The following is an 18,419-nucleotide window of genomic DNA, read 5'->3' as shown; positions in this document are numbered from 1 at the left end:
ATGACGACGCCGCCCAGCCGCCACCCTGCCGCACCCGCACCGGGCCCGCGCTGGGCCGAGCCGATCCGCAGGCGGCTGGTGGCCGGCATCACGCACCTGACGGCGGGCGGCGGCGGGCCGTCGCTCGATCTCTCTTCGCCGCCCGGCGACCCGGGGCTGTTCGGCCCCGATGCCGTCTGCTGGCGCGTGCATGCGGATTTCACGTCGATGATGACGGGCGGCATCGCGGCGCTGCTGCTGCAGGCGCTCCATCCGCTCGCGCTCGCGGGCGTCTGGGATCACTCGTCGTTTCGCACCGACATCCTCGGCCGCTTGCGGCGCACCGCCACGTTCATCACGGGCACGACGTTCGGCAGCCGCGCCGACGCCCTCGCGCTGATCGAGCGCGTGAAATCGATCCACGCGCGCATCTCGGGCACCGCGCCCGACGGGCGGCCGTACCGCGCCGACGATCCAGCCTTGCTCGCCTGGGTACACGTCGCGGAAGTGTCGAGCTTCCTGGCCGCGCATCTGCGCTACGTGAATCCGTCGTTGTCGGGCGAGCTGCAGGACCGCTACTACGCCGAAACGGCGTTGGTCGCCGAACTGCTCGGCGCCCAAGGGGTACCGCGTTCGCGCGCCGAGGTCGCTGCCTATCTCGCGCGCATGCAGCCGGAACTCGAGGCCGGGCCGCACACCTTCGACGTGATGGAGATCCTGCTGAATGCGCCGGTCGCGACGCCCGCGCTGCGACCGGCCGCGTCGCTGATGATGCATGCCGGAATCGACCTGTTGCCGCCGTGGGCGCAGCGCATGCTAGGCGTGTCGACGTTCGCGCCGCTGCGGCGCGCGGTAGTCCGGCCCGGCGTACGGGCCGTCGCCCCCGTGCTGCGCTGGGCGCTCGTCAACGGCGCGTCGAAACGCGCACGCCGTCGCGCGACCGCGCCCCCGCCCGACGGCACCCCGTCCGCCTGACGATCCGGCTCTTCCGATCATTTCAATTGGCTGTCAAATTCCCGTGACAAGCTGACGGGCTTGCACCCGCCCACGGTCGTACGCCCCGCCCGTCCCGCCTGCCCGTGATCCGCGCGAGGTCCCGTTCACCCAACCGATACCCGATGCCCGCGATGCTCCGCCTGCCGATCCGTTTCGCCCTCGCCGCCAGCCTGTCCGCCGTCTTCGCCCTCACCGCATGCGGAGGCGACGATATCGCCGCCGTGGCGCGTACCGATGCGCAAACGCCGTCCGGCGGCACCACGACCCCGCCGGCCACCGTCACGCCGCGACCGGGCAAGTGGAAAGCCGCGCGCGCGGGCGACCTGATCGACGTGACGCTCGGCGACCTCCATCCGACACAGGGTGCGATCGGCTACGACCAGATCTATTACAAGCTCGGCCGCTACGAGCTGCAGCCCGACAAGAAGTTCGACGACTTCTGCGCGGACGAAGGGCTCGGCGGCCTCGCATCGGGCGGCTACACGGCCAGGTCGTCGCTGCGCGAACCGGCTAGCTATACATGCACGACGACCGACGCGAACGCCCGCGACCGCTCGGTGCTGAACCCCGTCGTGATCGGCCCGAACGGCGATGCGCTGTACCTGACCGACGGCCATCACGGCCTGTCGACCTACTACGAGACGCCCGACGGCGGCCCGGCGCTGCACGTGCACGTCGTCGTCAAGGACAACCTCGGCGACTACTCGGGCGACGCGTTCTGGCAGCAGATGCAAAGCCGCGGTTATCTGCGCCTGAAGAATGGCGAAGGCAAGGCGATCACGGCCGCGCAACTGCCGACCGGACTCGGCCTGTCGCTGGGGATGACGAACGATCGCTACCGGTCGCTCGTCTATTTCACGCGCGACATCGGCTACGGCAAGCCCGCGCAAGCGACCGACTACCTCGAGTTCTACTGGGCCGACTGGCTGCGCGCGCAGCCCGGCACGTTCGCGCTGGCGAGCTACGACCTCGCGCGCGGCGGCACGACCGATCCCGATCCGGCGAAGGCCGACACGGGCTACCTGAATGCGGTCTGGAATGCGTCGACGCGGATTGTCGCGGCAACGGACCCGGTGATCGACGGCAAGACGGGCGCCGATCTCGGGCGCGCCGATGCGATCAACGGCGGGAAGAAATACAGCAAGGGAGAGTTCGACAAGCTGCGCCAGCCGATCACGGCCGACAAGCCCGGCAAGATCGCGTACGCGCTCGACTACAAGACCCGCCACGCGTTGCCGCGGTAAGCGGCACGCGGCGACGAAAGCCCCGACCGGCAACGCCGCACGGGGCCCGTGGACTCAGCGCACCTTGCGGTACCCGTCGTCGTCGCTCGCCGCTTCCAGATGCGACACGTCGGCCCACCGCACGACCTGCGCGCGGCCATCCACGTAATCGACGACGTTGACGCTCGTATTGAGCAACTGGTAAGTGCGCGGCGCCGACAGCTCGATCGCGTTCGCGAAGCGGTACACGCAGTCGAGCACGCCGCCGTGCGCGACGCACGCGATCCGGTCGCCCGGATGCGCGGCGACGATCGGTTCGAGCGCATGCAGCACGCGGTGATAGAACGCGCGCTGCGACTCGCCGCCTTCCGGCGCGAAGCCCGGATCGCGCGTCTGCCAGGCCGCGTAGGCGTCCGGGAACAGCGCCTCGATCTCGGTGCTGTCGTGCCCCTGGAACGCGCCGTACGAGCGTTCGCGCAGCCCTTCGCGCAGCTGCAGCGGCAGACCGAGCGCCTCGGCAAAGGGTTGCGCGGTCTGTTGCGCGCGCATCAGGTCGCTCGAATAGATCGCGTCGATCCGCGCGCCGTCGCGCGCCTCTCGTTCGAGCCGGGCCGCCAGCCGCTTCGCCTGTGCGAGGCCGGTGTCGGCCAGCGGGATGTCGATATGACCCTGGATACGCTTGATGCGGTTCCAGGCCGTCTCGCCATGGCGGATGAAAAGAATCTGCGTGCTGGCCATCGCCGCGCGTCTCCGGGAAAGAATCAGGGCCGCACTTGCAGCCAGAACGTCACGGGGCCGTCGTTGACGAGCGACACCTGCATGTCGGCGCCGAACTCGCCCGTTTCGACGACCGGATGGCGCGCCCGCGCGGCCGCGACGAAATAGTCGAACAGCCGCGCGCCTTCGTCGGGCGGCGCGGCCGGCGTGAAGCTCGGACGCAGCCCGCTGTTGGTGTCGGCCGCCAGCGTGAACTGCGACACGAGCAGCAGCCCGCCCGCGCGACCCGCGCCGTCGATGTTCGACACCGGCAGGTTCATCTTGCCGGCTGCGTCGCTGAACACGCGGTAGCCGAGCATCTTCGCGAGCAGCTTGTCGGCTGCCGCGTCGGTGTCGCCGCGTTCCGCGCAGACCAGCGCGAGCAGGCCCGCGCCGATCTCGCCGGTCGTCCGGTCGCCGACGCGGACGTCAGCGCGCTTCACGCGCTGGATCAGCGCGATCATGCGGTCAGCGTGACGCGCGCGAAGCGGCGCTTGCCGACCTGCACGACGAACTCGCCGGCTTCGACCTTCAGGCCCTTGTCCGACACCGTCGCGCCGTCGATCTTCACGCCGCCCTGCTCGATGTTGCGCAGCGCTTCGCTCGTCGACGGCACGAGGCCGGCCTGCTTCAGCAGCTGGCCGATCGCCAGCGGCGCGCCGGCGAGCGTGACCGCCGGAATGTCGTCCGGCACACCGCCCTTCGCGCGATGGTTGAAGTCCTCCAGCGCGCGCTCGGCATCGGACTGCGAGTGGAATCGCGCGACGATTTCCTGCGCGAGCAGCACCTTGAAGTCACGCGGGTTGCGGCCGCCTTCGGCCTCGCGCTTGAAGCCGGCGATCTCGTCGAGGCTGCGGAACGACAGCAGCTCGAAGTAACGCCACATCAGCGTGTCCGAGATGCTCATCAGCTTGCCGAACATGTCGGTCGGCTTCTCGCTGATGCCGACGTAGTTGCCCTTCGACTTCGACATCTTCTCGACGCCGTCGAGACCCTCGAGCAGCGGCATCGTCAGGATGCACTGCTGTTCCTGGCCGTACTGCTTCTGCAGCTCGCGGCCGACCAGCAGGTTGAACTTCTGGTCGGTGCCGCCGAGCTCGAGGTCGGCGTTCAGCGCGACCGAGTCGTAGCCCTGCATCAGCGGGTACAGGAATTCGTGGATCGAGATCGGCACGCCGCCCTGGAAGCGCTTCGTGAAGTCTTCGCGCTCGAGAATCCGCGCGACCGTATAGCGCGACGCGAGCTTGATCATCCCGTCCGCGCCGAGCGGCATCGACCATTCGCTGTTGTAGCGGATTTCGGTCTTTTCACGATCGAGCACGAGGGCGGCCTGCTCGAAGTAGGTCTTCGCGTTCGATTCGATCTGCTCGCGCGTGAGCGGCGGGCGCGTCGCATTGCGGCCCGACGGATCGCCGATCAGCGACGTGAAATCGCCGATCAGGAAGATCACCGTGTGGCCGAGGTCCTGCAGCTGACGCATCTTGTTCAGCACGACCGTGTGGCCGATGTGGATGTCGGGCGCGGTCGGGTCGAGGCCGAGCTTGATGCGAAGCGGCGTGTTCGTGGCCGCGCTGCGCGCGAGCTTCTGCGCGAACTCTTCCTCGATCAGCAGTTCGTCGACGCCGCGCTTCGTGACGGCGAGCGCATGCCGGACTTCGTCGGTGATCGGGAAAACAGGCTTGGAACTGGGTTCGGTGCTCATCGGTGCCGGGAAGAATGTCGCAAAAACAGGGATTTTCCCATAACTTGCGCGCGCATCGCTTAACGGCGCGTCAGGTTGCGCGGATAATCGGGCGCAAGGCGCGCGGCACCGGCCCGCGCCGCACGATCCAGGAGAACCCAACGTGCCGCAACGACAGCCGCAAAATGCCCATCCGGCCGACGGCATCTACTTCGGGCTGATGTCGGGAACCAGCATGGACGGCGTCGACGGCGTCGCCGTGCGTTTCGAGGCCGGCCGCGCGCCGGTCGTGCTCGCGGAAGCGTTCGTCGGCTTCGCGCAATCGCTGCGCGACGCGTTGTTCGCGCTGCAACAACCCGGCGACGACGAAATCGACCGCGAATCGCTCGCGGCGAACGCGCTCGTCACGCGCTATGCGGTGTGCTGCCACGAATTGCAGCGCACGGCCGGACTGTCGCGCGACGAGATCCGCGCGATCGGCGTGCACGGGCAGACGGTGCGTCATCGCCCCGAGCGCGGCTATACGCGGCAGCTCAACAACCCGGCGCTGCTCGCCGAACTGACCCAGGTCGACGTGATCGCCGATTTCCGCAGCCGCGACGTGGCCGCCGGCGGCCACGGCGCGCCGCTCGCGCCGGCCTTCCATGCCACGGTGTTCGGTGCGCCCGGCGAAACGCGCGTCGTCTGCAATCTCGGCGGGATCAGCAACATCACGATCCTGCCCGGCGACGGCGGCGACGTGCGCGGCTTCGACTGCGGCCCCGCGAACGCACTGATCGACGCATGGGCGACCCGCCATCTGGGCAAGCCGTACGACGACGGCGGCAAGTTCGCCGCGCGCGGCACCGTGCACGCGCCGCTGCTCGATGCACTGCTCGACGAACCGTATTTCGCCGCGCCGCCACCGAAAAGCACCGGCCGCGACCTGTTCAATCCCGCATGGCTCGACGCGAAGCTCACCGCGTTCGCCCAGGTCGCGCCGGAGGACGTGCAGGCGACGCTCACCGTGCTGACCGCGGTGTCGGTCGCACGCGAGGTGGCCAAACACGCGTCGGGCTGCAAGGCCGTCTTCGTCTGCGGCGGCGGCGCACGCAATCCGGTGTTGCTCGACGCGCTGCGGCACGCGCTGCGCGAGGCCGGCGTGCCGGCCGCCGTCGATACGACGGCGGCGCTCGGCGTGCCGCCGCAGCAGGTCGAGGCGCTCGCGTTCGCGTGGCTTGCGTACCGCTTCACCGCGCGCCAGCCCGGCAATCTCGCGACGGTTACCGGCGCAGCCGGCAATCGCGTGCTCGGCGCGCTCTATCCGCGCTGACGCAAGACCTGCGGTGCGGCGGACGCAGCACGGCAGACGGGTATAAAAAAACGGGGCATGAAGCCCCGTTTTTCATGCCGGCGAACCGGCGCGGATCGGATGCGCGCTCAGACCGAGAACGACGAACCGCACCCGCAGGTGGTGGTCGCGTTCGGGTTCTTGATCACGAACTGGGCGCCGTTGAGATCGTCCTTGTAGTCGATCTCGGCGCCGACCAGATACTGGTAGCTCATCGAATCGATCAGGAGCTGGACGCCGTTCTTGTCCATCACGGTGTCGTCCTCGTTGACTTCCTCGTCGAACGTGAAGCCATACTGGAAGCCGGAGCAGCCGCCACCCTGCACGAACACGCGCAGCTTGAGGTCGGGGTTGCCCTCTTCGTCGATCAGTTGCTTGACCTTGTCGGCCGCCGCGTCGGTAAAGACAAACGGAAGCGGCATATCGGTCGTCGTTGCTGCGGATTCGGTAACAGCGTTCATTCGAACTCTCCAAAAAGCTTTAGCCGCTATTGTAGGGCCGATCAGAAGATCGTGCTGAAGTCCATGAAATCAATAGGTTCTTGTCGATTTCGTCAAACGTGCCCGCGCGGGCGGCCGCGGCGGCGGCCCGGGACAGGCAAAAAGCGGGCATAAAAAAACCGCCAGCGTGGAAGCTGGCGGTTTTTCCGGCGGACGCCACCCGAGGGGCGGCGAGGCCATGAAGCGGAATTAACGCTTCGAGAACTGCTTTGCGCGGCGTGCCTTGCGCAGACCGACCTTCTTACGCTCGACTTCACGCGCATCGCGCGTGACGAAGCCTGCGCTCGACAGCGACGGCTTCAGCGTCGCATCGTAGTCGATCAGTGCACGGGTGATGCCGTGGCGCACTGCGCCTGCCTGGCCCGTTTCACCGCCGCCGTTCACGTTCACCTTGATGTCGAACGTCTGGCCGTGGTTCGTGAGTTCCAGCGGTTGACGCACGATCATCAGCGACGTTTCGCGCGAGAAGTAGTCAGCGATGGGCTTGCCGTTGACGATGATGTCGCCCTTGCCAGCCTTGATGAAGACACGTGCGACTGCGCTCTTGCGGCGGCCCGTACCGTAGTTCCAGTTACCGATCATGTGGGTCCCCTTAGATCTCGAGCGCCTTCGGCTGTTGAGCCGAGTGCGGATGCGTCGCTTCTGCGTAGACCTTCAGCTTCTTGATCATCGCGTAGCCGAGCGGGCCCTTCGGCAGCATGCCCTTGACCGCCTTCTCGAGCGCGCGGCCCGGGAAGCGTTCTTGCATCTTGCCGAACGTCGTTTCATAGATACCGCCCGGGTAACCCGAGTGACGGTAGTACTTCTTGTCCAGCGTCTTGTTGCCCGTGACCTTCAACTTGCTCGCGTTGATGATGATGATGAAATCACCAGTGTCGACGTGCGGGGTGAACTCAGGCTTGTGCTTGCCGCGCAGACGGCGTGCCACTTCGCTGGCAACACGGCCGAGAACCTTATCCGTCGCGTCAATCACGTACCATTCGCGCGTCACCTCATGGGCTTTTGCGGAAAACGTCTTCATGATCGATCCAAAAAAAATGCTTTGCCCGATGTGTTCTTCCTGCTTGTCTGTGTGCGCTTCGAGGCGCGGTGCAGGCTCTCCCTGTTCTTTTTCCGTGGGCATGAAAGCGGAAAAGCCCTGAATTATAAAGGAAATACGGCGAAGCGGTCAAAGGGAATCCACGTCCCGTGTCCGCGGCGGCCGAAATGGGCCAAAATTCGGTCGTGCCCCAACCAGCCAGGCGAACCGAGCGTCTGGGGCGGCACCCGTCGACGCGCGGCACCTGACCTTGCCGCGCCCGACCGGCCGAACCCGGAAAACAACAAACAAGCATGATGAAACAAAGACTTACGCCCTTTCTCGCAGCCGCGCTGCTGGCCATCGCGGCGCCTGCCGTCGCCGCTCACACCGGCTGCGAAGCCAAGCTCGACGCGCTCGATGCGCGCATCGCCGACGCCCGGAACGCTCATGCCGAGGATCGCGTCGCCCGACTGCGCGCGGTGCGCGAACGCGTCCGCCACTTCTGCGCGCGCAGTCACGGCCATGCGTCAGCCGTCCATGCACCTGCGCCTGACACGCGCTCGCGCGGCGCGGCGCCCGACGCGGCATCGCCGCCTGCCGCACGGCAGCCCGCGTGACGCTGCCGGCGCGCGCAAGCCGCGCGCCGATGTTTGCACGGGACGAAAAAAAGCCCGAACGGCTGGTTCGGGCTTAATCCACCTTAGGAGGAGGGTGGAGGAGACATTCGGAGGTTACCGCAGCGCGACAACCAATGAGGCTCATTATACGAATGCGTCGCCGACTGAACAAGAAAATTTGCATGGCGAAATCCAAAACCATAATGCAAAATTCACGAGGTGACGCTCGAAAACAATGATTTTCCCTTTTAAATCAATGGCATGATTCCGGCGCCCGGGAACAGGAATCTCCGTCATCTAGAGCAGAACCCCTAAAAGAAGCAGGGAAATTGCCGTCGGACGCCCTGCCCGCACGGCGCCGGCATTGCACGTCGTGCAGCGCATCAGCCGACCGTTGCGCTGCGGGCTACAATGCCGGATCGAATCCGAATCAGGCAACGCTGGAGTGCAAGCATGGAATGCAAAGTAAGCTGGATGGGCCAGGACGGCATGGCGTTTTCCGCCGAGACCGGCAGCGGGCATCTCGTCGCGATGGACGGCGCGCCCGAGGGCGGCGGCCACAACCTCGCGCCGCGTCCGATGGAAATGGTGCTGCTCGGCACCGGTGGCTGCACGGCCTATGACGTCGTGCTGATCCTGAAGAAGAGCCGCCAGGAAGTCACCGGCTGCTCGGTCACGCTGAAGGCCGAGCGCGCGAGCGAAGACCCGAAGGTGTTCACGAAGGTGCACTTCCACTTCACCGTCACCGGCCGCAACCTGAACCCGGGCACGGTCGAGCGGGCGATCAACCTGTCGCACGACAAGTACTGCTCCGCGTCGATCATGATCGCGAAGACGGCCGAACTCACGCATTCGTTCGACATCGTCGCCGCCTGAACGCACCGCGCTCACGCATGAAAAAAGGGCCGGCGCTCCGCAAGGAGACGCCGGCCCTTTCGCATTCGAACGGCAAAGCAGGCCGATAAGCCGGATTCTGTGCACGCCGCGCGCCGAAGCGCGCCACGCGTGGCAGCCATTCCTCTAGGCGCGCCATTGCTGACGCGCTCAAGCTTCCTACCCGCAGGCGAGACGGGGGCCCCGTCCTGCATCCGAAGATGCACGCCTGCCTACTTGGAATTGCTCCGGGTGGAGGTTACCGTGCCGGCGGACGTCGCCGTCGCCGCGGTGCGCTCTTACCGCACCGTTTCACCCTTACCTGATCCCGGCTTGCGCCGGGCCATCGGCGGTTTGCTTTCTGTTGCCCTGTTCCGCGTGTCGCCACGGATGGCCGTTAGCCATCACCCTGCCCTGTGGAGTCCGGACTTTCCTCGCCCCCGCGCGCCCGAAGGCGGCGAGGCCGCGACTGCCTGGCCTGCTTTGCGACGCGCATTCTAGCACTGCGCGCCGCCACCGGCAGCACGCACGCGTCGGCCGCTGCGGAATACCGCCGGATCGTCATAAAACGCGGCATCGGCATTCGCGGCGCACCAGCCCGGTACACCGAGTACCGGCAGCGGCGCGAAATCGCGGCTCGTCAGCGCGCGCGTCGCGAGTTCGGCGGCCACCCGCGTGTCGACATGCGCGTTGCGCTGCGCGTCGGGCCATGAAAAATAGTCGGCGCTCACTTCGACGATCCACGTGTGCGCGGTGCAGGACTTGTAAGGCGTCACGAGCTGTTCGAGCAGCGCATGGCCGACGAGCCGCGCTTCGCAGCGCGTGCCCCACGCGTCGCGCGCGGCGACCAGCAGCCGCGGCCAGTCGAAGCCGCGCAGCGCAGCGGCGAGCGCGCGGTCGGCCGTGACGAACAGCGCGGCGTTCTCGTCGAACAGCGTGAGCGCGTCGCGCAGCGAACCGCGCACGGGCCCGACACCGCCCGCCGCGTCGATCGCGGCGGCCTGACGCGCGTTCAGCGCGGCCTTGGTGCGCGGATACGCGAACCAGACGAGTGCATTGAAGAAGTCGTGAAGATGGTGGCGAGTCGGCACCCCGCCGGTGTCGGCGACATGGGTTTCGTATGCGATGCCGGGCGGCAGCGCGGCCTGCGGCACGAACCGCAGCGGCCTGCCGCGACCGCTGACACGCGCGCCGTCGCGCAACGCGCCATTCAGCGCATCGAGCAGCGCGGCGTCACCCGCCAATACGGCCGCCTGGACGGCGCGGCCCGGCTCCGCATAGGGTCCAAGCCACGGCGCGGACCAGTCGATCCGCGCGAAATCCGCCGCCATGCGGCCGGCCGCATGGCCGGACCCGCGCGGCGGCGCAACGGTCACGCCAGTTTCCAGCCGATCGTCTCGCCGCCGCGCAACGGCACGACCGGCGTGTCGCCCGCGAAGATCTCGCGCGGCAGTTCCCACGCCTCGCGGCGCAGCGTGACCGTCTCGGCGCTGCGCGGCAGCCCGTAGAAATCGGCGCCGAAGAAGCTCGCGAACCCTTCCAGCTTGTCGAGCGCGCCGGCCGTGTCGAACGCTTCCGCGTACAGCTCGAGCGCGTGCAGCGCCGTGTAGCAGCCGGCGCAGCCGCACGCGGTTTCCTTCGCGTCGCGCGCATGCGGCGCGCTGTCGGTGCCCAGGAAGAAACGCGGGTTGCCCGACGTCGCGGCCTCGACCAGCGCCACGCGATGCGTTTCGCGCTTCAGCACGGGCAGGCAGTAGTAATGCGGGCGAATCCCGCCGACGAACAGCGCGTTGCGGTTGTACAGCAGGTGATGCGCGGTGATCGTCGCGCCGAGCAGGCCGGGCGCCGCGTCGGCGTCGCGCACGTAGTCGGCCGCGTCCTTCGTCGTGATGTGCTCGAACACGACCTTCAGGCCCGGGAAATCGCGGCGCAGCGGCGTCATCACGCGGTCGATGAACACCTTCTCGCGGTCGAACAGGTCGATCGACGCATCGGTCACCTCGCCGTGCACGAGCAGCGGCATGCCGGTTTCCTGCATCGCCTCGAGCGTCTTCGCGCATTTGGCGAGATCGGTGACGCCGTGGTCGGAATTCGTCGTCGCGCCGGCCGGGTACAGCTTCACGCCGTGCACGAAGCCGCTTTCGCGCGCGCGGCGGATCTCGTCGGGCGGCGTGTTGTCGGTCAGGTACAGCGTCATCAGCGGTTCGAACGTCATCCCGGCGGGCAGCGCGGCGAGGATGCGCTCGCGATAGGCCTGCGCCTGCGCGGTGGTCGTCACCGGCGGTTTCAGGTTCGGCATGACGATCGCGCGGCCGAACTGGCGCGCGGTGTGCGGCAGCACGGCGGCCAGCATGTCGCCGTCTCGCAGGTGCAGGTGCCAGTCGTCGGGACGGGCGAGCGAGAGCGTCGCCGGGGAGGAAGCGTTCGAGGCAGTCATAGGAGGCGTCGTGAGGAACGTGCTTGCCGTTGGCGGGGCCGGAACACGCGTGCGCGGGCCGACTGACGGCAAACCGCAACACGGGACCTTTGGCCAGCGGAATCCGCTTTTTACCGCTCAGGGCTCGGTGATATGCTTGAAGCCGCATTGTACCGGGGTTCGCCCGGTTCGTTACCCCCCCGCTTCAGCCTGCCGCCCCAAGTAAAATGTGCCAACTCTTAGGAATGAACTGCGCCGCGCCGACGGACGTCACATTCTCCTTCACAGGTTTCGCGGCCCGGGGCGGGCTGACCGATCACCATGCCGACGGCTGGGGCATCGCGTTCTTCGAGGACAAGGCCTGCCGCCTGTTCATCGATCACCAGGCATCGGCCACGTCGCCGATCGCCGAAATGGTGAAGCGCTACCCGATCAAGTCCAAGAACACGATCGCGCACATCCGCAAGGCGACGCAGGGGCACATCCTGCTCGAGAACAGCCACCCGTTCATGCGCGAGCTGTGGGGCCGGCACTGGATCTTCGCGCATAACGGCGACCTGCAGGACTACGCGCCGAACATGGACGGCAGCGTCTACCACCCGGTCGGCACGACCGACAGCGAACAGGCGTTCTGCGTGCTGATGCAGGGGCTGCGCGAGGCCTTTCCCGGCGCGCAGCCGCCGCTGCCGGAGTTGTTCGAGCGCGTCGGCGAACTCACGCGCGGGATCACCGATCACGGCGTGTTCAACTTCCTGATGTCGAACGGTCAGGCGCTCTTCGCGCACTGCTCGACGCGCCTGCACTATCTGGTGCGGCGCTGGCCGTTCTCGACCGCGCATCTCGTCGACGAGGACCTGTCGATCGACTTCGCGAAATACACGACGCCCGAAGATCGCGTCGCGGTGATCGCGACGCAGCCGCTCACCGACAACGAGGTCTGGACCGCGTTCGAGCCGGGCGAGCTGATCATGTTCCAGTGCGGCGACGTCGCCGCGCGGATGCAGATCCCGGTGCCCGAGCGTGTGCTCGAGAAACTGCGCAACCCGGCGCTCGACGCATCGGCGTCCGCGCCGCGCGAGGTCCGTGAGGCACTCGCCACCGCCGCCGACGGCGACTCCGACGACGCAATCGATTTCTGAACCCGGTACGGCACGCGCCGCAACCTGCGTCCTTTCCGCTCGAGCGAACCTCGCGTCGAGGCCGACGCATCCCTTACCGGTGAAAATCGGCGCGCCTCGGCCGATGCCGTTTCACTCGGGCCGCCATTCGGCGCAATGAATCAGCACCATGAGAAATTCGCTTGATTTTATTAATTTACAAGCGAAAATAAAAAACAACCAAATCAAGAAACGGCAAATTCTTCCCATTAAATATAATCTCGGGCGCGCATTCTAGCTTATCGGTTGCCGTCAATCCGTGCGGTATCCCACCCACCCCACCGGCCATTCCTGATTTTCACCCCAGCCCCCGGGTCCATTGACCTGCATGGCTTTCGGTTCGATTAACCACACAAATCAAAAATACAACCCACTACGGTTGGCATCCCCACATTTCCCGATTTCTCGATAATCGACCGTGCTCCGAATCAGTAGACTCCGCCCATCGCTGGTGTAACGAAACACGATTGGCGCGATACGCAGCCACAGCCGCCGCACGCCCCTTTCGGATTATTTCTCCACCGCGGATTGCGAATTCGCCGAATTCCGGCGAATGCCATTTCAAAACAAGAAATAGGGGCTTGTCGTGAATCACTCATTTCGATCGATATGGAGCGAAACCGCCGGCTGCTGGGTCGCGGTGGCGGAAACGGCACGGGCGCGCGGCAAGCGCTCGGGTAGCGCATCGGGCACGAACCGCCGCGCGGTAGCGCTCGGCGCATTGCTGGCCATGCTGTCGGCCGGCGGCGCGCATGCATCGACCTGCGGCAGCGGCGCGGCCGTCGCGAGCGGCGGCACCTGCGCGCTCGGCAGTTTCAGCCCGACCGTCAACGACAACCTGGCCGGTGCCACCACCGTGTCGGGCGGCGACACCGTCGGCGTGTCGGGCGCATGGACCGGCGCCGGCGGCGACCCGGGCTACACGCTCACGCCGATCGGCAGCACGACCATCGTGTCGGGCAACCCGAACCAGCCGCTGCTGTCGCTCGGCGGCAAGACGCACAGCGTGAGCACGCCCGACTCGATCACCGGCACCCGCACGTCGGTCGCGACCTACGACTCGTCCGCGTTTTCCGCGTCGACGGCCGGCGCGACCGAAGTGCCCGTCTACCACGACGTGAACGGCGATCAGTACGTGAACACGCGCATCGGCACCGTCGCCGCCACCGGCGGATCGCTCAACGTGTCGATCGGCAATGCGGCGAACGCGCCCGACGCAGCCGGCAACGCGATCTCGATCGCCGCGAAGGGGACCGACCTTACCTTCGCGGACGGTACGGGCTCCACGACAAGCACCGTCACCTGGAACTCGCGCAACCAGATTCAGTTCACCACCGGCGACTATCTTGCGGACGGCGGTGCCGTCGGCAGCCGCCAGCTCGACGTGCCGGCCTACGCGGGCACCTTCACCGCGTTCGACGGCAGTACGTGGAAGGTCACCGACGCCGCATCGCTTGCCGCATACAACGACTTTCTCGTGCGCTCCGTGCAAAGCGGCGCGCTCGGCTCGCAGGCCGCCTACGACAGCGCGTTCAGCCAGGCCGTGACGTTCTCGCAGCAAAGCTTCCAGTATCAGAACACCGTGTCCGCGGGCGACAAGAACACGCTGCCGATCGATTTCCTGTCAGTCATGCACGGCACGGGCGCGAACGCGACGCTGCAGATCGGCAAGGAAGGCCAGATCGACTTCCGCGGCACCAACACGATCGTCCCGAGCTCGGCCGTCCTCGCGGAAAACGGTGCGCACTTCATCAACGACGGGCGCCTGTCGGGCGACTTCACGCTGGTGCGCCTGCTGAGCGGTGCAAGCGGCGTCAACAACGGCACGATCTCGTCCGGCTACGCATCCGGCGACAACTTCGACACGAGCGGCAGCGCGCCGCCCGCCAACTTCGGCTTCAACGCTTACACGGAAGGCAACGGCGTGTACGCAAGCGGAACGGGCACCTCGTTCGTCAACAACGGCGTGATGAACGTCGGCGCGTGGACGCTCGACGGCAACCAGCCGAACCTGCAGAACTACGCGGTAGGTGTGACAGACGGCGCGACCGGGTCGAACGCCGGCACGATCAACGTCGGCGTCAACGCGACGACGCTCGACAGCCAGGTGATCGGCGGCCTCGTCGACGGCGGCAGCTTCACGAACCAGGCCGGCGGCACGATCTATCTCGGCCGCGCGGCCCAGTACGCACCCGGCGGCACGGCAAGCGACGTCGCGCTCGCCGCGCACGCATACGGCATCCTGCTCGGCGCATCGGGCACCGCGAGCAACCTCGGCACGATCGTGATCGGCTCGCAGACACAGAACGGCGCCGCGCTCGCGAGCATCGGCTCGACGTCCGGCACGTTGACCAACGCGGGAGCGATCGTCGTCAACGGCACGGCGCCCGGCACGCCGCTCGCCAACGTCGGCATGCTCGCGGCCGATACGGCCGCGACCGTGACCAACACCGGCACGATCACGCTGAATGGCGTGAACGGCATCGGCGTGATGGTGCTCGGCACCGGCACGCAAGCGACCGCCGCGACGTCGACCGGCACGATCGACGTGGCCGGCGGCCTCGATCCCGCGTCGGGCACGCGCAACTACGGCGTGTGGGCCGAAGGGCCGCTTGCGAAGGCCACGCTCGACGGCGCGCTCAACCTGACGGGCACCGGCGCGATCGGCGTGCACGCACGCTCGGGCGCGACGATCGACGTCGGCGCGAACGCGGTGCCGGCCTTCATGTCGGGCACAAACCAGATCGGCTTCTACGCATACGGCGCGGGCTCGAAGATCAACGTGGCCGCTCAGCACCTCGGCGTCGACACCGACGACTCGACGCTGTTCCGCGTCGCGGGCGGCGCGGCGTACACGGGCGCGTCGGCGGCCGGCACGCTGACGACCGACGTCAACGGCCAGCGTGCGCATGGCGTGCTCGCGACCGACGCCGGCACGACGCTGTCGACCGGCAACGCGACCTACAACGTCAACGGCGCGAACGGCATCGCGATCGCGGTCGAGGGCGGCGCGAACGGCACGATCGACGCCGGCGCGACGATCAACCTGAACGCGGCCGGCGCGATCGCGGGCGTCGTCGACGGGCAGGCGCACGACCTCGCCGGCGCAAACACCGGTGGCCTGGTCGCGACGACGCTGACCAACCATGCCGCCGTGACGTCGTCGACCGCCGGCGTGACGGGCTTCGTCGCGCAAAACCTCGGCACGTTCGATAACCGCAATACGGTGTTGCTGACCGGCGCCGACTCGACGGGCGTCGTCGTCGGCACGTTAGGCGCGGTAAACAACGCGTCGACGATCCGCGTGTCCGATGGCACCGGCGCGCTCGTGCAGGGGGCATCGGCGCTACTCGCCAACACCGGCTCGATCGAAGCCGACGACGGCATCGCGGGCGTGCGCCTGACGGGCGCCGGCACATGGGTCTCGATGTCGGGCGCCGGCACCGTGATCGCGAACGGCAGCGCCGACGGCGTGCTGATCGACCCGACCGTCACGCGCGGTGGTATCGTGGCCGGCGCGACCTCGATCGCAACGGGCGGATCGGGCAGCGGGATCCGCAACCTCGGCGCGAACACAACGATCTCACTGTCCGATATGCAGATCGCCACGACCGGCAACGGCGCCGACGGCGTCACGTCGACCGGCACGAGCGCGCTCATCGCGACCTATCCGACGACGGTCGTCCGCACCTCCGGTACCAATGCGCGCGGCGTCTACGTGTCGAGCGCCGATTCGGCGTTCTTGGCCGACGGCACGACCGTCGCGACGACCGGCGCCGGTGCGCATGCGATCGTGATGGATGGTGCGGCAGCCACGCTGTCGGGTGTGACGCTCACCACGTCGGGTAGCGCTGCCGACGGCAGCGTCGCGCTGCACGGCGGGCGTATCACCGGTACGGATTCGTCGATCGACAGCGCGGCCGGCAACGGCGCAACCGCGGACAGCGGCGGCTTGCTCGAACTGCACGGCACGACGCTCAAGGGCGCGACGGCCGGCGTGCTGACGTCGGATATGCTCGCGAGCGGCGCGACGAGTTCGGTCCTGGTCCAGGGCGGTAGCGTGACGTCCGTCGCCGGGCCGGCCTTCGCCGCGCGCGGCGGCAAGGCCGACATCACGGTAAACGGCACGGTCGTGACGGCCGGCAACGGCACGCTGCTGAACCTTGCGAACGGCAGCAACGTGACGTTCAACGCATTGGGCGTGAACCTCGCGGGCGACATCGTCTCCGACGCATCGAGCACCGGCAACGTGTTCCTCGGGTACGGCACGACGCTGACCGGCAAGATCGATCCGGTCGCGCTGAGGGTCGACGGCTCGAGCACGTGGCGCATGACGGGCAGCTCGGTCCTGAGCAGCCTGAGCAACGCGGGCCTCGTCGCGTTCGCCGCCCCCGTCGGTTCGCCGACGCTCACGGGCAGCTACAAGACGCTGACGACCGGCAACTATGTCGGCCGCGGCGGCACGATCGCGCTCAACACGTATCTCGGCGCCGACGCGTCGCCGACCGACCGGCTGATCGTGAACGGCGGCGCCGCGAACGGCACGACCGGCCTGAAGATCGCCAATACGGCCGGCACCGGCGCGCAGACGACCGGCGACGGGATTCCGGTGGTCCTCACGGCCAACGGCGGCACGACCACCGCGTCGGCCTTCCATCTCGCCGGGCCCGTCCAGGCCGGCGCGTACGAATACCGGCTCTATCGCGGCGGTCAAAGCGACGCGAACGGCTGGTACCTTCGCTCGCAGCTCGACCAGACCGACCCCGGCGACCCGATCCACCCGTCCGGCGGCGGCGACGGCGGCAACAACGGGAACGGCAACGGCGGCACGCTCGCGTACCGCCCGGGCGTCGCCGGCTACGCGCTCACGCCGCTCTTGAACGCCGACTACGGCTTCTCCACGCTCGGCAAGCTGCACGAGCGCGTCGGCGACATCTACAACGTCGAGAAGCAGCAGCCGGGCAACCGCGACGGCGTATGGGGGCGCATCGGCGGCCAGAGCCTCGATGCGAACGCGGGCCGCTTCGCGGCCGACGAGCGCACGTTCTTCGCGCAGTTCGGCAAGGACTGGACGCTCGACCAGGCGCCGAACGGCGCGGGCAGCACGCATGCGGGCGTGACCGCCAGCATCGGCGTGTCGAACGCGAGTTTCAGCGACATGGCGCGCGCCGACGCGCAGGACCTGTCGACCTCGACGGGCTCGGTCGAGATGCACGCGCAGAGCGTCGGTGGCTACTGGACGCGCTATCTGCCGGACGGCACCTACTTCGACAGCGTCGGGCAGGTCACGCACTACGGCAACCGCTATCGCGACAGCTACGGCAACGAGGCGTCGCAGAACGGTTTCGGTATTGCGCTGTCGCAGGAAGTCGGCAAGCCGTTCGCGATCGGCGGCACGCCGATCGCGATCGAACCGCAGGCGCAGCTGATGTACCAGTACCTGAAGCTGAACGGGTTCAACGACAACGTGTCGGCCGTATCGGGCACGACGACGAACGCGCTGCGCGGCCGCGTCGGCGTGCGCATCTTCCGGCCGAACCTCCAGTCGGATGCGGGCGGCGGCGCCGCGACGCCGTACTTCACGGCCGACGTGCTGCACGACTTCCTGTCGCCGGGCCAGACCGTCGTCGGCGGCACGCCGTTCGCGACGCACCTTGGCCGCACCTGGTACGAGCTCGGGGTCGGCGTGAGCGCGAGCTTCGGCAAGTCGGGCGAGCTCTACGCGAACGCGAAAATCGCGCGCAACATCGGCGGCGATTACCGGCGCGGCATCGTCGGGCAGGTCGGCTACCGCTACAGCTGGTAACGCACGCGACCGGCGGCCGAAAAAAAACCGCCCGGCTCGATGCCGGGCGGTTTTCGCATGGACG

At 67.6% G+C, this 18,419-nt stretch carries 15 protein-coding genes and 1 other RNA gene; 7 read left to right on the top strand and 9 right to left on the bottom strand.

The window, feature by feature from the left end:
* Both WJ12_RS03065 and WJ12_RS03060 read left to right on the top strand, forming a co-directional pair.
* Positions 1 to 954: an oxygenase MpaB family protein gene (locus WJ12_RS03065; RefSeq protein WP_059557350.1), complete on the top strand. Its 954-nt coding sequence runs from the start codon at positions 1 to 3 to the stop codon at positions 952 to 954.
* 152 nt (positions 955 to 1,106) lie between these two features.
* Entirely contained in the window at positions 1,107 to 2,219 is a 1,113-nt protein-coding gene (locus WJ12_RS03060) for a ParB/Srx family N-terminal domain-containing protein (protein WP_059557371.1), read from the top strand.
* Between the two features lie 54 nt (positions 2,220 to 2,273).
* Here WJ12_RS03060 and WJ12_RS03055 read toward each other — a convergent pair whose 3' ends face one another.
* Genes WJ12_RS03055 through tyrS form a run of 3 tightly spaced genes read right to left on the bottom strand, consistent with a single transcriptional unit; the run spans position 2,274 to position 4,656 of the window.
* Positions 2,274 to 2,936 carry a histidine phosphatase family protein gene (locus tag WJ12_RS03055; RefSeq protein ID WP_059557352.1) on the bottom strand — a complete coding sequence of 221 codons (663 nt, stop codon included), beginning with the start codon at positions 2,934 to 2,936 and terminating at the stop codon, positions 2,274 to 2,276.
* A gap of 23 nt (positions 2,937 to 2,959) precedes the next feature.
* Positions 2,960 to 3,418, bottom strand: a complete 459-nt coding sequence (gene dtd, locus WJ12_RS03050; protein WP_034182741.1) for a D-aminoacyl-tRNA deacylase — start codon at positions 3,416 to 3,418, stop codon at positions 2,960 to 2,962.
* The gene (gene tyrS / locus WJ12_RS03045; RefSeq protein ID WP_034187119.1) at positions 3,415 to 4,656 is read right to left on the bottom strand and encodes a tyrosine--tRNA ligase; all 1,242 of its coding nucleotides are present in this window, start codon (positions 4,654 to 4,656) and stop codon (positions 3,415 to 3,417) included. The genes dtd and tyrS overlap by 4 nt, the downstream gene beginning before the upstream one ends.
* Positions 4,657 to 4,798: 142 nt before the next feature.
* On the opposite strand from tyrS, the gene WJ12_RS03040 reads away from it, so the two are divergent.
* Entirely contained in the window at positions 4,799 to 5,947 is a 1,149-nt protein-coding gene (locus WJ12_RS03040) for an anhydro-N-acetylmuramic acid kinase (protein WP_069245542.1), read from the top strand.
* 107 nt (positions 5,948 to 6,054) lie between these two features.
* On the opposite strand, the gene erpA is transcribed toward WJ12_RS03040, so the two are convergent.
* From erpA to rplM, 3 genes are all read right to left on the bottom strand, one after another.
* The gene (gene erpA, locus WJ12_RS03035; RefSeq protein ID WP_034187117.1) at positions 6,055 to 6,426 is read right to left on the bottom strand and encodes an iron-sulfur cluster insertion protein ErpA; all 372 of its coding nucleotides are present in this window, start codon (positions 6,424 to 6,426) and stop codon (positions 6,055 to 6,057) included.
* Positions 6,427 to 6,654: 228 nt separating this feature from the next.
* Entirely contained in the window at positions 6,655 to 7,047 is a 393-nt protein-coding gene (gene rpsI, locus WJ12_RS03030) for a 30S ribosomal protein S9 (protein WP_006476904.1), read from the bottom strand.
* 10 nt (positions 7,048 to 7,057) lie between these two features.
* On the bottom strand, positions 7,058 to 7,486 hold the full coding sequence (gene rplM / locus WJ12_RS03025; protein ID WP_009687896.1) for a 50S ribosomal protein L13: 429 nt from the start codon (positions 7,484 to 7,486) through the stop codon (positions 7,058 to 7,060).
* 311 nt (positions 7,487 to 7,797) lie between these two features.
* Between rplM and WJ12_RS03020 the strand changes: the two genes are divergently transcribed.
* Both WJ12_RS03020 and WJ12_RS03015 read left to right on the top strand, forming a co-directional pair.
* The gene (locus WJ12_RS03020; protein ID WP_059557353.1) at positions 7,798 to 8,103 is read left to right on the top strand and encodes a DUF1090 family protein; all 306 of its coding nucleotides are present in this window, start codon (positions 7,798 to 7,800) and stop codon (positions 8,101 to 8,103) included.
* A 411-nt stretch (positions 8,104 to 8,514) separates the two neighbouring features.
* Positions 8,515 to 8,979 carry an OsmC family protein gene (locus WJ12_RS03015; RefSeq protein ID WP_175028623.1) on the top strand — a complete coding sequence of 155 codons (465 nt, stop codon included), beginning with the start codon at positions 8,515 to 8,517 and terminating at the stop codon, positions 8,977 to 8,979.
* A gap of 70 nt (positions 8,980 to 9,049) precedes the next feature.
* Here the strand turns inward: WJ12_RS03015 and rnpB are convergent.
* From rnpB to pyrC, 3 genes are all read right to left on the bottom strand, one after another.
* An RNA gene (gene rnpB / locus WJ12_RS03010) (RNase P RNA component class A) lies at positions 9,050 to 9,461 on the bottom strand.
* Positions 9,462 to 9,473: 12 nt separating this feature from the next.
* A complete protein-coding gene (locus WJ12_RS03005; RefSeq protein WP_059557354.1) occupies positions 9,474 to 10,352 on the bottom strand; it encodes a DUF3025 domain-containing protein in 879 nt (292 codons plus the stop codon).
* Positions 10,349 to 11,413, bottom strand: a complete 1,065-nt coding sequence (gene pyrC / locus WJ12_RS03000) for a dihydroorotase (protein WP_011350953.1) — start codon at positions 11,411 to 11,413, stop codon at positions 10,349 to 10,351. Before pyrC ends, WJ12_RS03005 begins: the two co-directional genes overlap by 4 nt.
* Positions 11,414 to 11,619: 206 nt before the next feature.
* Here pyrC and WJ12_RS02995 point away from each other — a divergent pair, with 206 nt between their 5' ends.
* Complete coding sequence (locus WJ12_RS02995) at positions 11,620 to 12,531, top strand: class II glutamine amidotransferase (RefSeq protein WP_034187113.1); 912 nt, start codon at positions 11,620 to 11,622, stop codon at positions 12,529 to 12,531.
* Positions 12,532 to 13,135: 604 nt separating this feature from the next.
* Positions 13,136 to 18,355: an autotransporter outer membrane beta-barrel domain-containing protein gene (locus tag WJ12_RS02990; RefSeq protein ID WP_059557356.1), complete on the top strand. Its 5,220-nt coding sequence runs from the start codon at positions 13,136 to 13,138 to the stop codon at positions 18,353 to 18,355.
* Positions 18,356 to 18,419 lie beyond the last annotated feature (64 nt).

Origin of the sequence: Burkholderia seminalis (genome assembly GCF_001718535.1) — a bacterium.
Taxonomy (GTDB): domain Bacteria; phylum Pseudomonadota; class Gammaproteobacteria; order Burkholderiales; family Burkholderiaceae; genus Burkholderia; species Burkholderia seminalis.
This window is presented reverse-complemented; position numbering and strand designations above follow the sequence as displayed.

What these genes read in the sequence shown, in the direction of transcription:
- tyrS (WP_034187119.1), bottom strand. Translation starts at nt 4,656, where the DNA reads ATGAGCACCGAACCCAGTTCCAAGCCTGTTTTCCCGATCACCGACGAA.
- dtd (WP_034182741.1), bottom strand. Translation starts at nt 3,418, where the DNA reads ATGATCGCGCTGATCCAGCGCGTGAAGCGCGCTGACGTCCGCGTCGGC.
- pyrC (WP_011350953.1), bottom strand. Translation starts at nt 11,413, where the DNA reads ATGACTGCCTCGAACGCTTCCTCCCCGGCGACGCTCTCGCTCGCCCGT.
- erpA (WP_034187117.1), bottom strand. Translation starts at nt 6,426, where the DNA reads ATGAACGCTGTTACCGAATCCGCAGCAACGACGACCGATATGCCGCTT.
- WJ12_RS03055 (WP_059557352.1), bottom strand. Translation starts at nt 2,936, where the DNA reads ATGGCCAGCACGCAGATTCTTTTCATCCGCCATGGCGAGACGGCCTGG.
- WJ12_RS03065 (WP_059557350.1), top strand. Translation starts at nt 1, where the DNA reads ATGACGACGCCGCCCAGCCGCCACCCTGCCGCACCCGCACCGGGCCCG.
- WJ12_RS03015 (WP_175028623.1), top strand. Translation starts at nt 8,515, where the DNA reads ATGCCGGATCGAATCCGAATCAGGCAACGCTGGAGTGCAAGCATGGAA.
- rpsI (WP_006476904.1), bottom strand. Translation starts at nt 7,047, where the DNA reads ATGATCGGTAACTGGAACTACGGTACGGGCCGCCGCAAGAGCGCAGTC.
- WJ12_RS02995 (WP_034187113.1), top strand. Translation starts at nt 11,620, where the DNA reads ATGTGCCAACTCTTAGGAATGAACTGCGCCGCGCCGACGGACGTCACA.
- WJ12_RS03060 (WP_059557371.1), top strand. Translation starts at nt 1,107, where the DNA reads ATGCTCCGCCTGCCGATCCGTTTCGCCCTCGCCGCCAGCCTGTCCGCC.
- WJ12_RS03020 (WP_059557353.1), top strand. Translation starts at nt 7,798, where the DNA reads ATGATGAAACAAAGACTTACGCCCTTTCTCGCAGCCGCGCTGCTGGCC.
- rplM (WP_009687896.1), bottom strand. Translation starts at nt 7,486, where the DNA reads ATGAAGACGTTTTCCGCAAAAGCCCATGAGGTGACGCGCGAATGGTAC.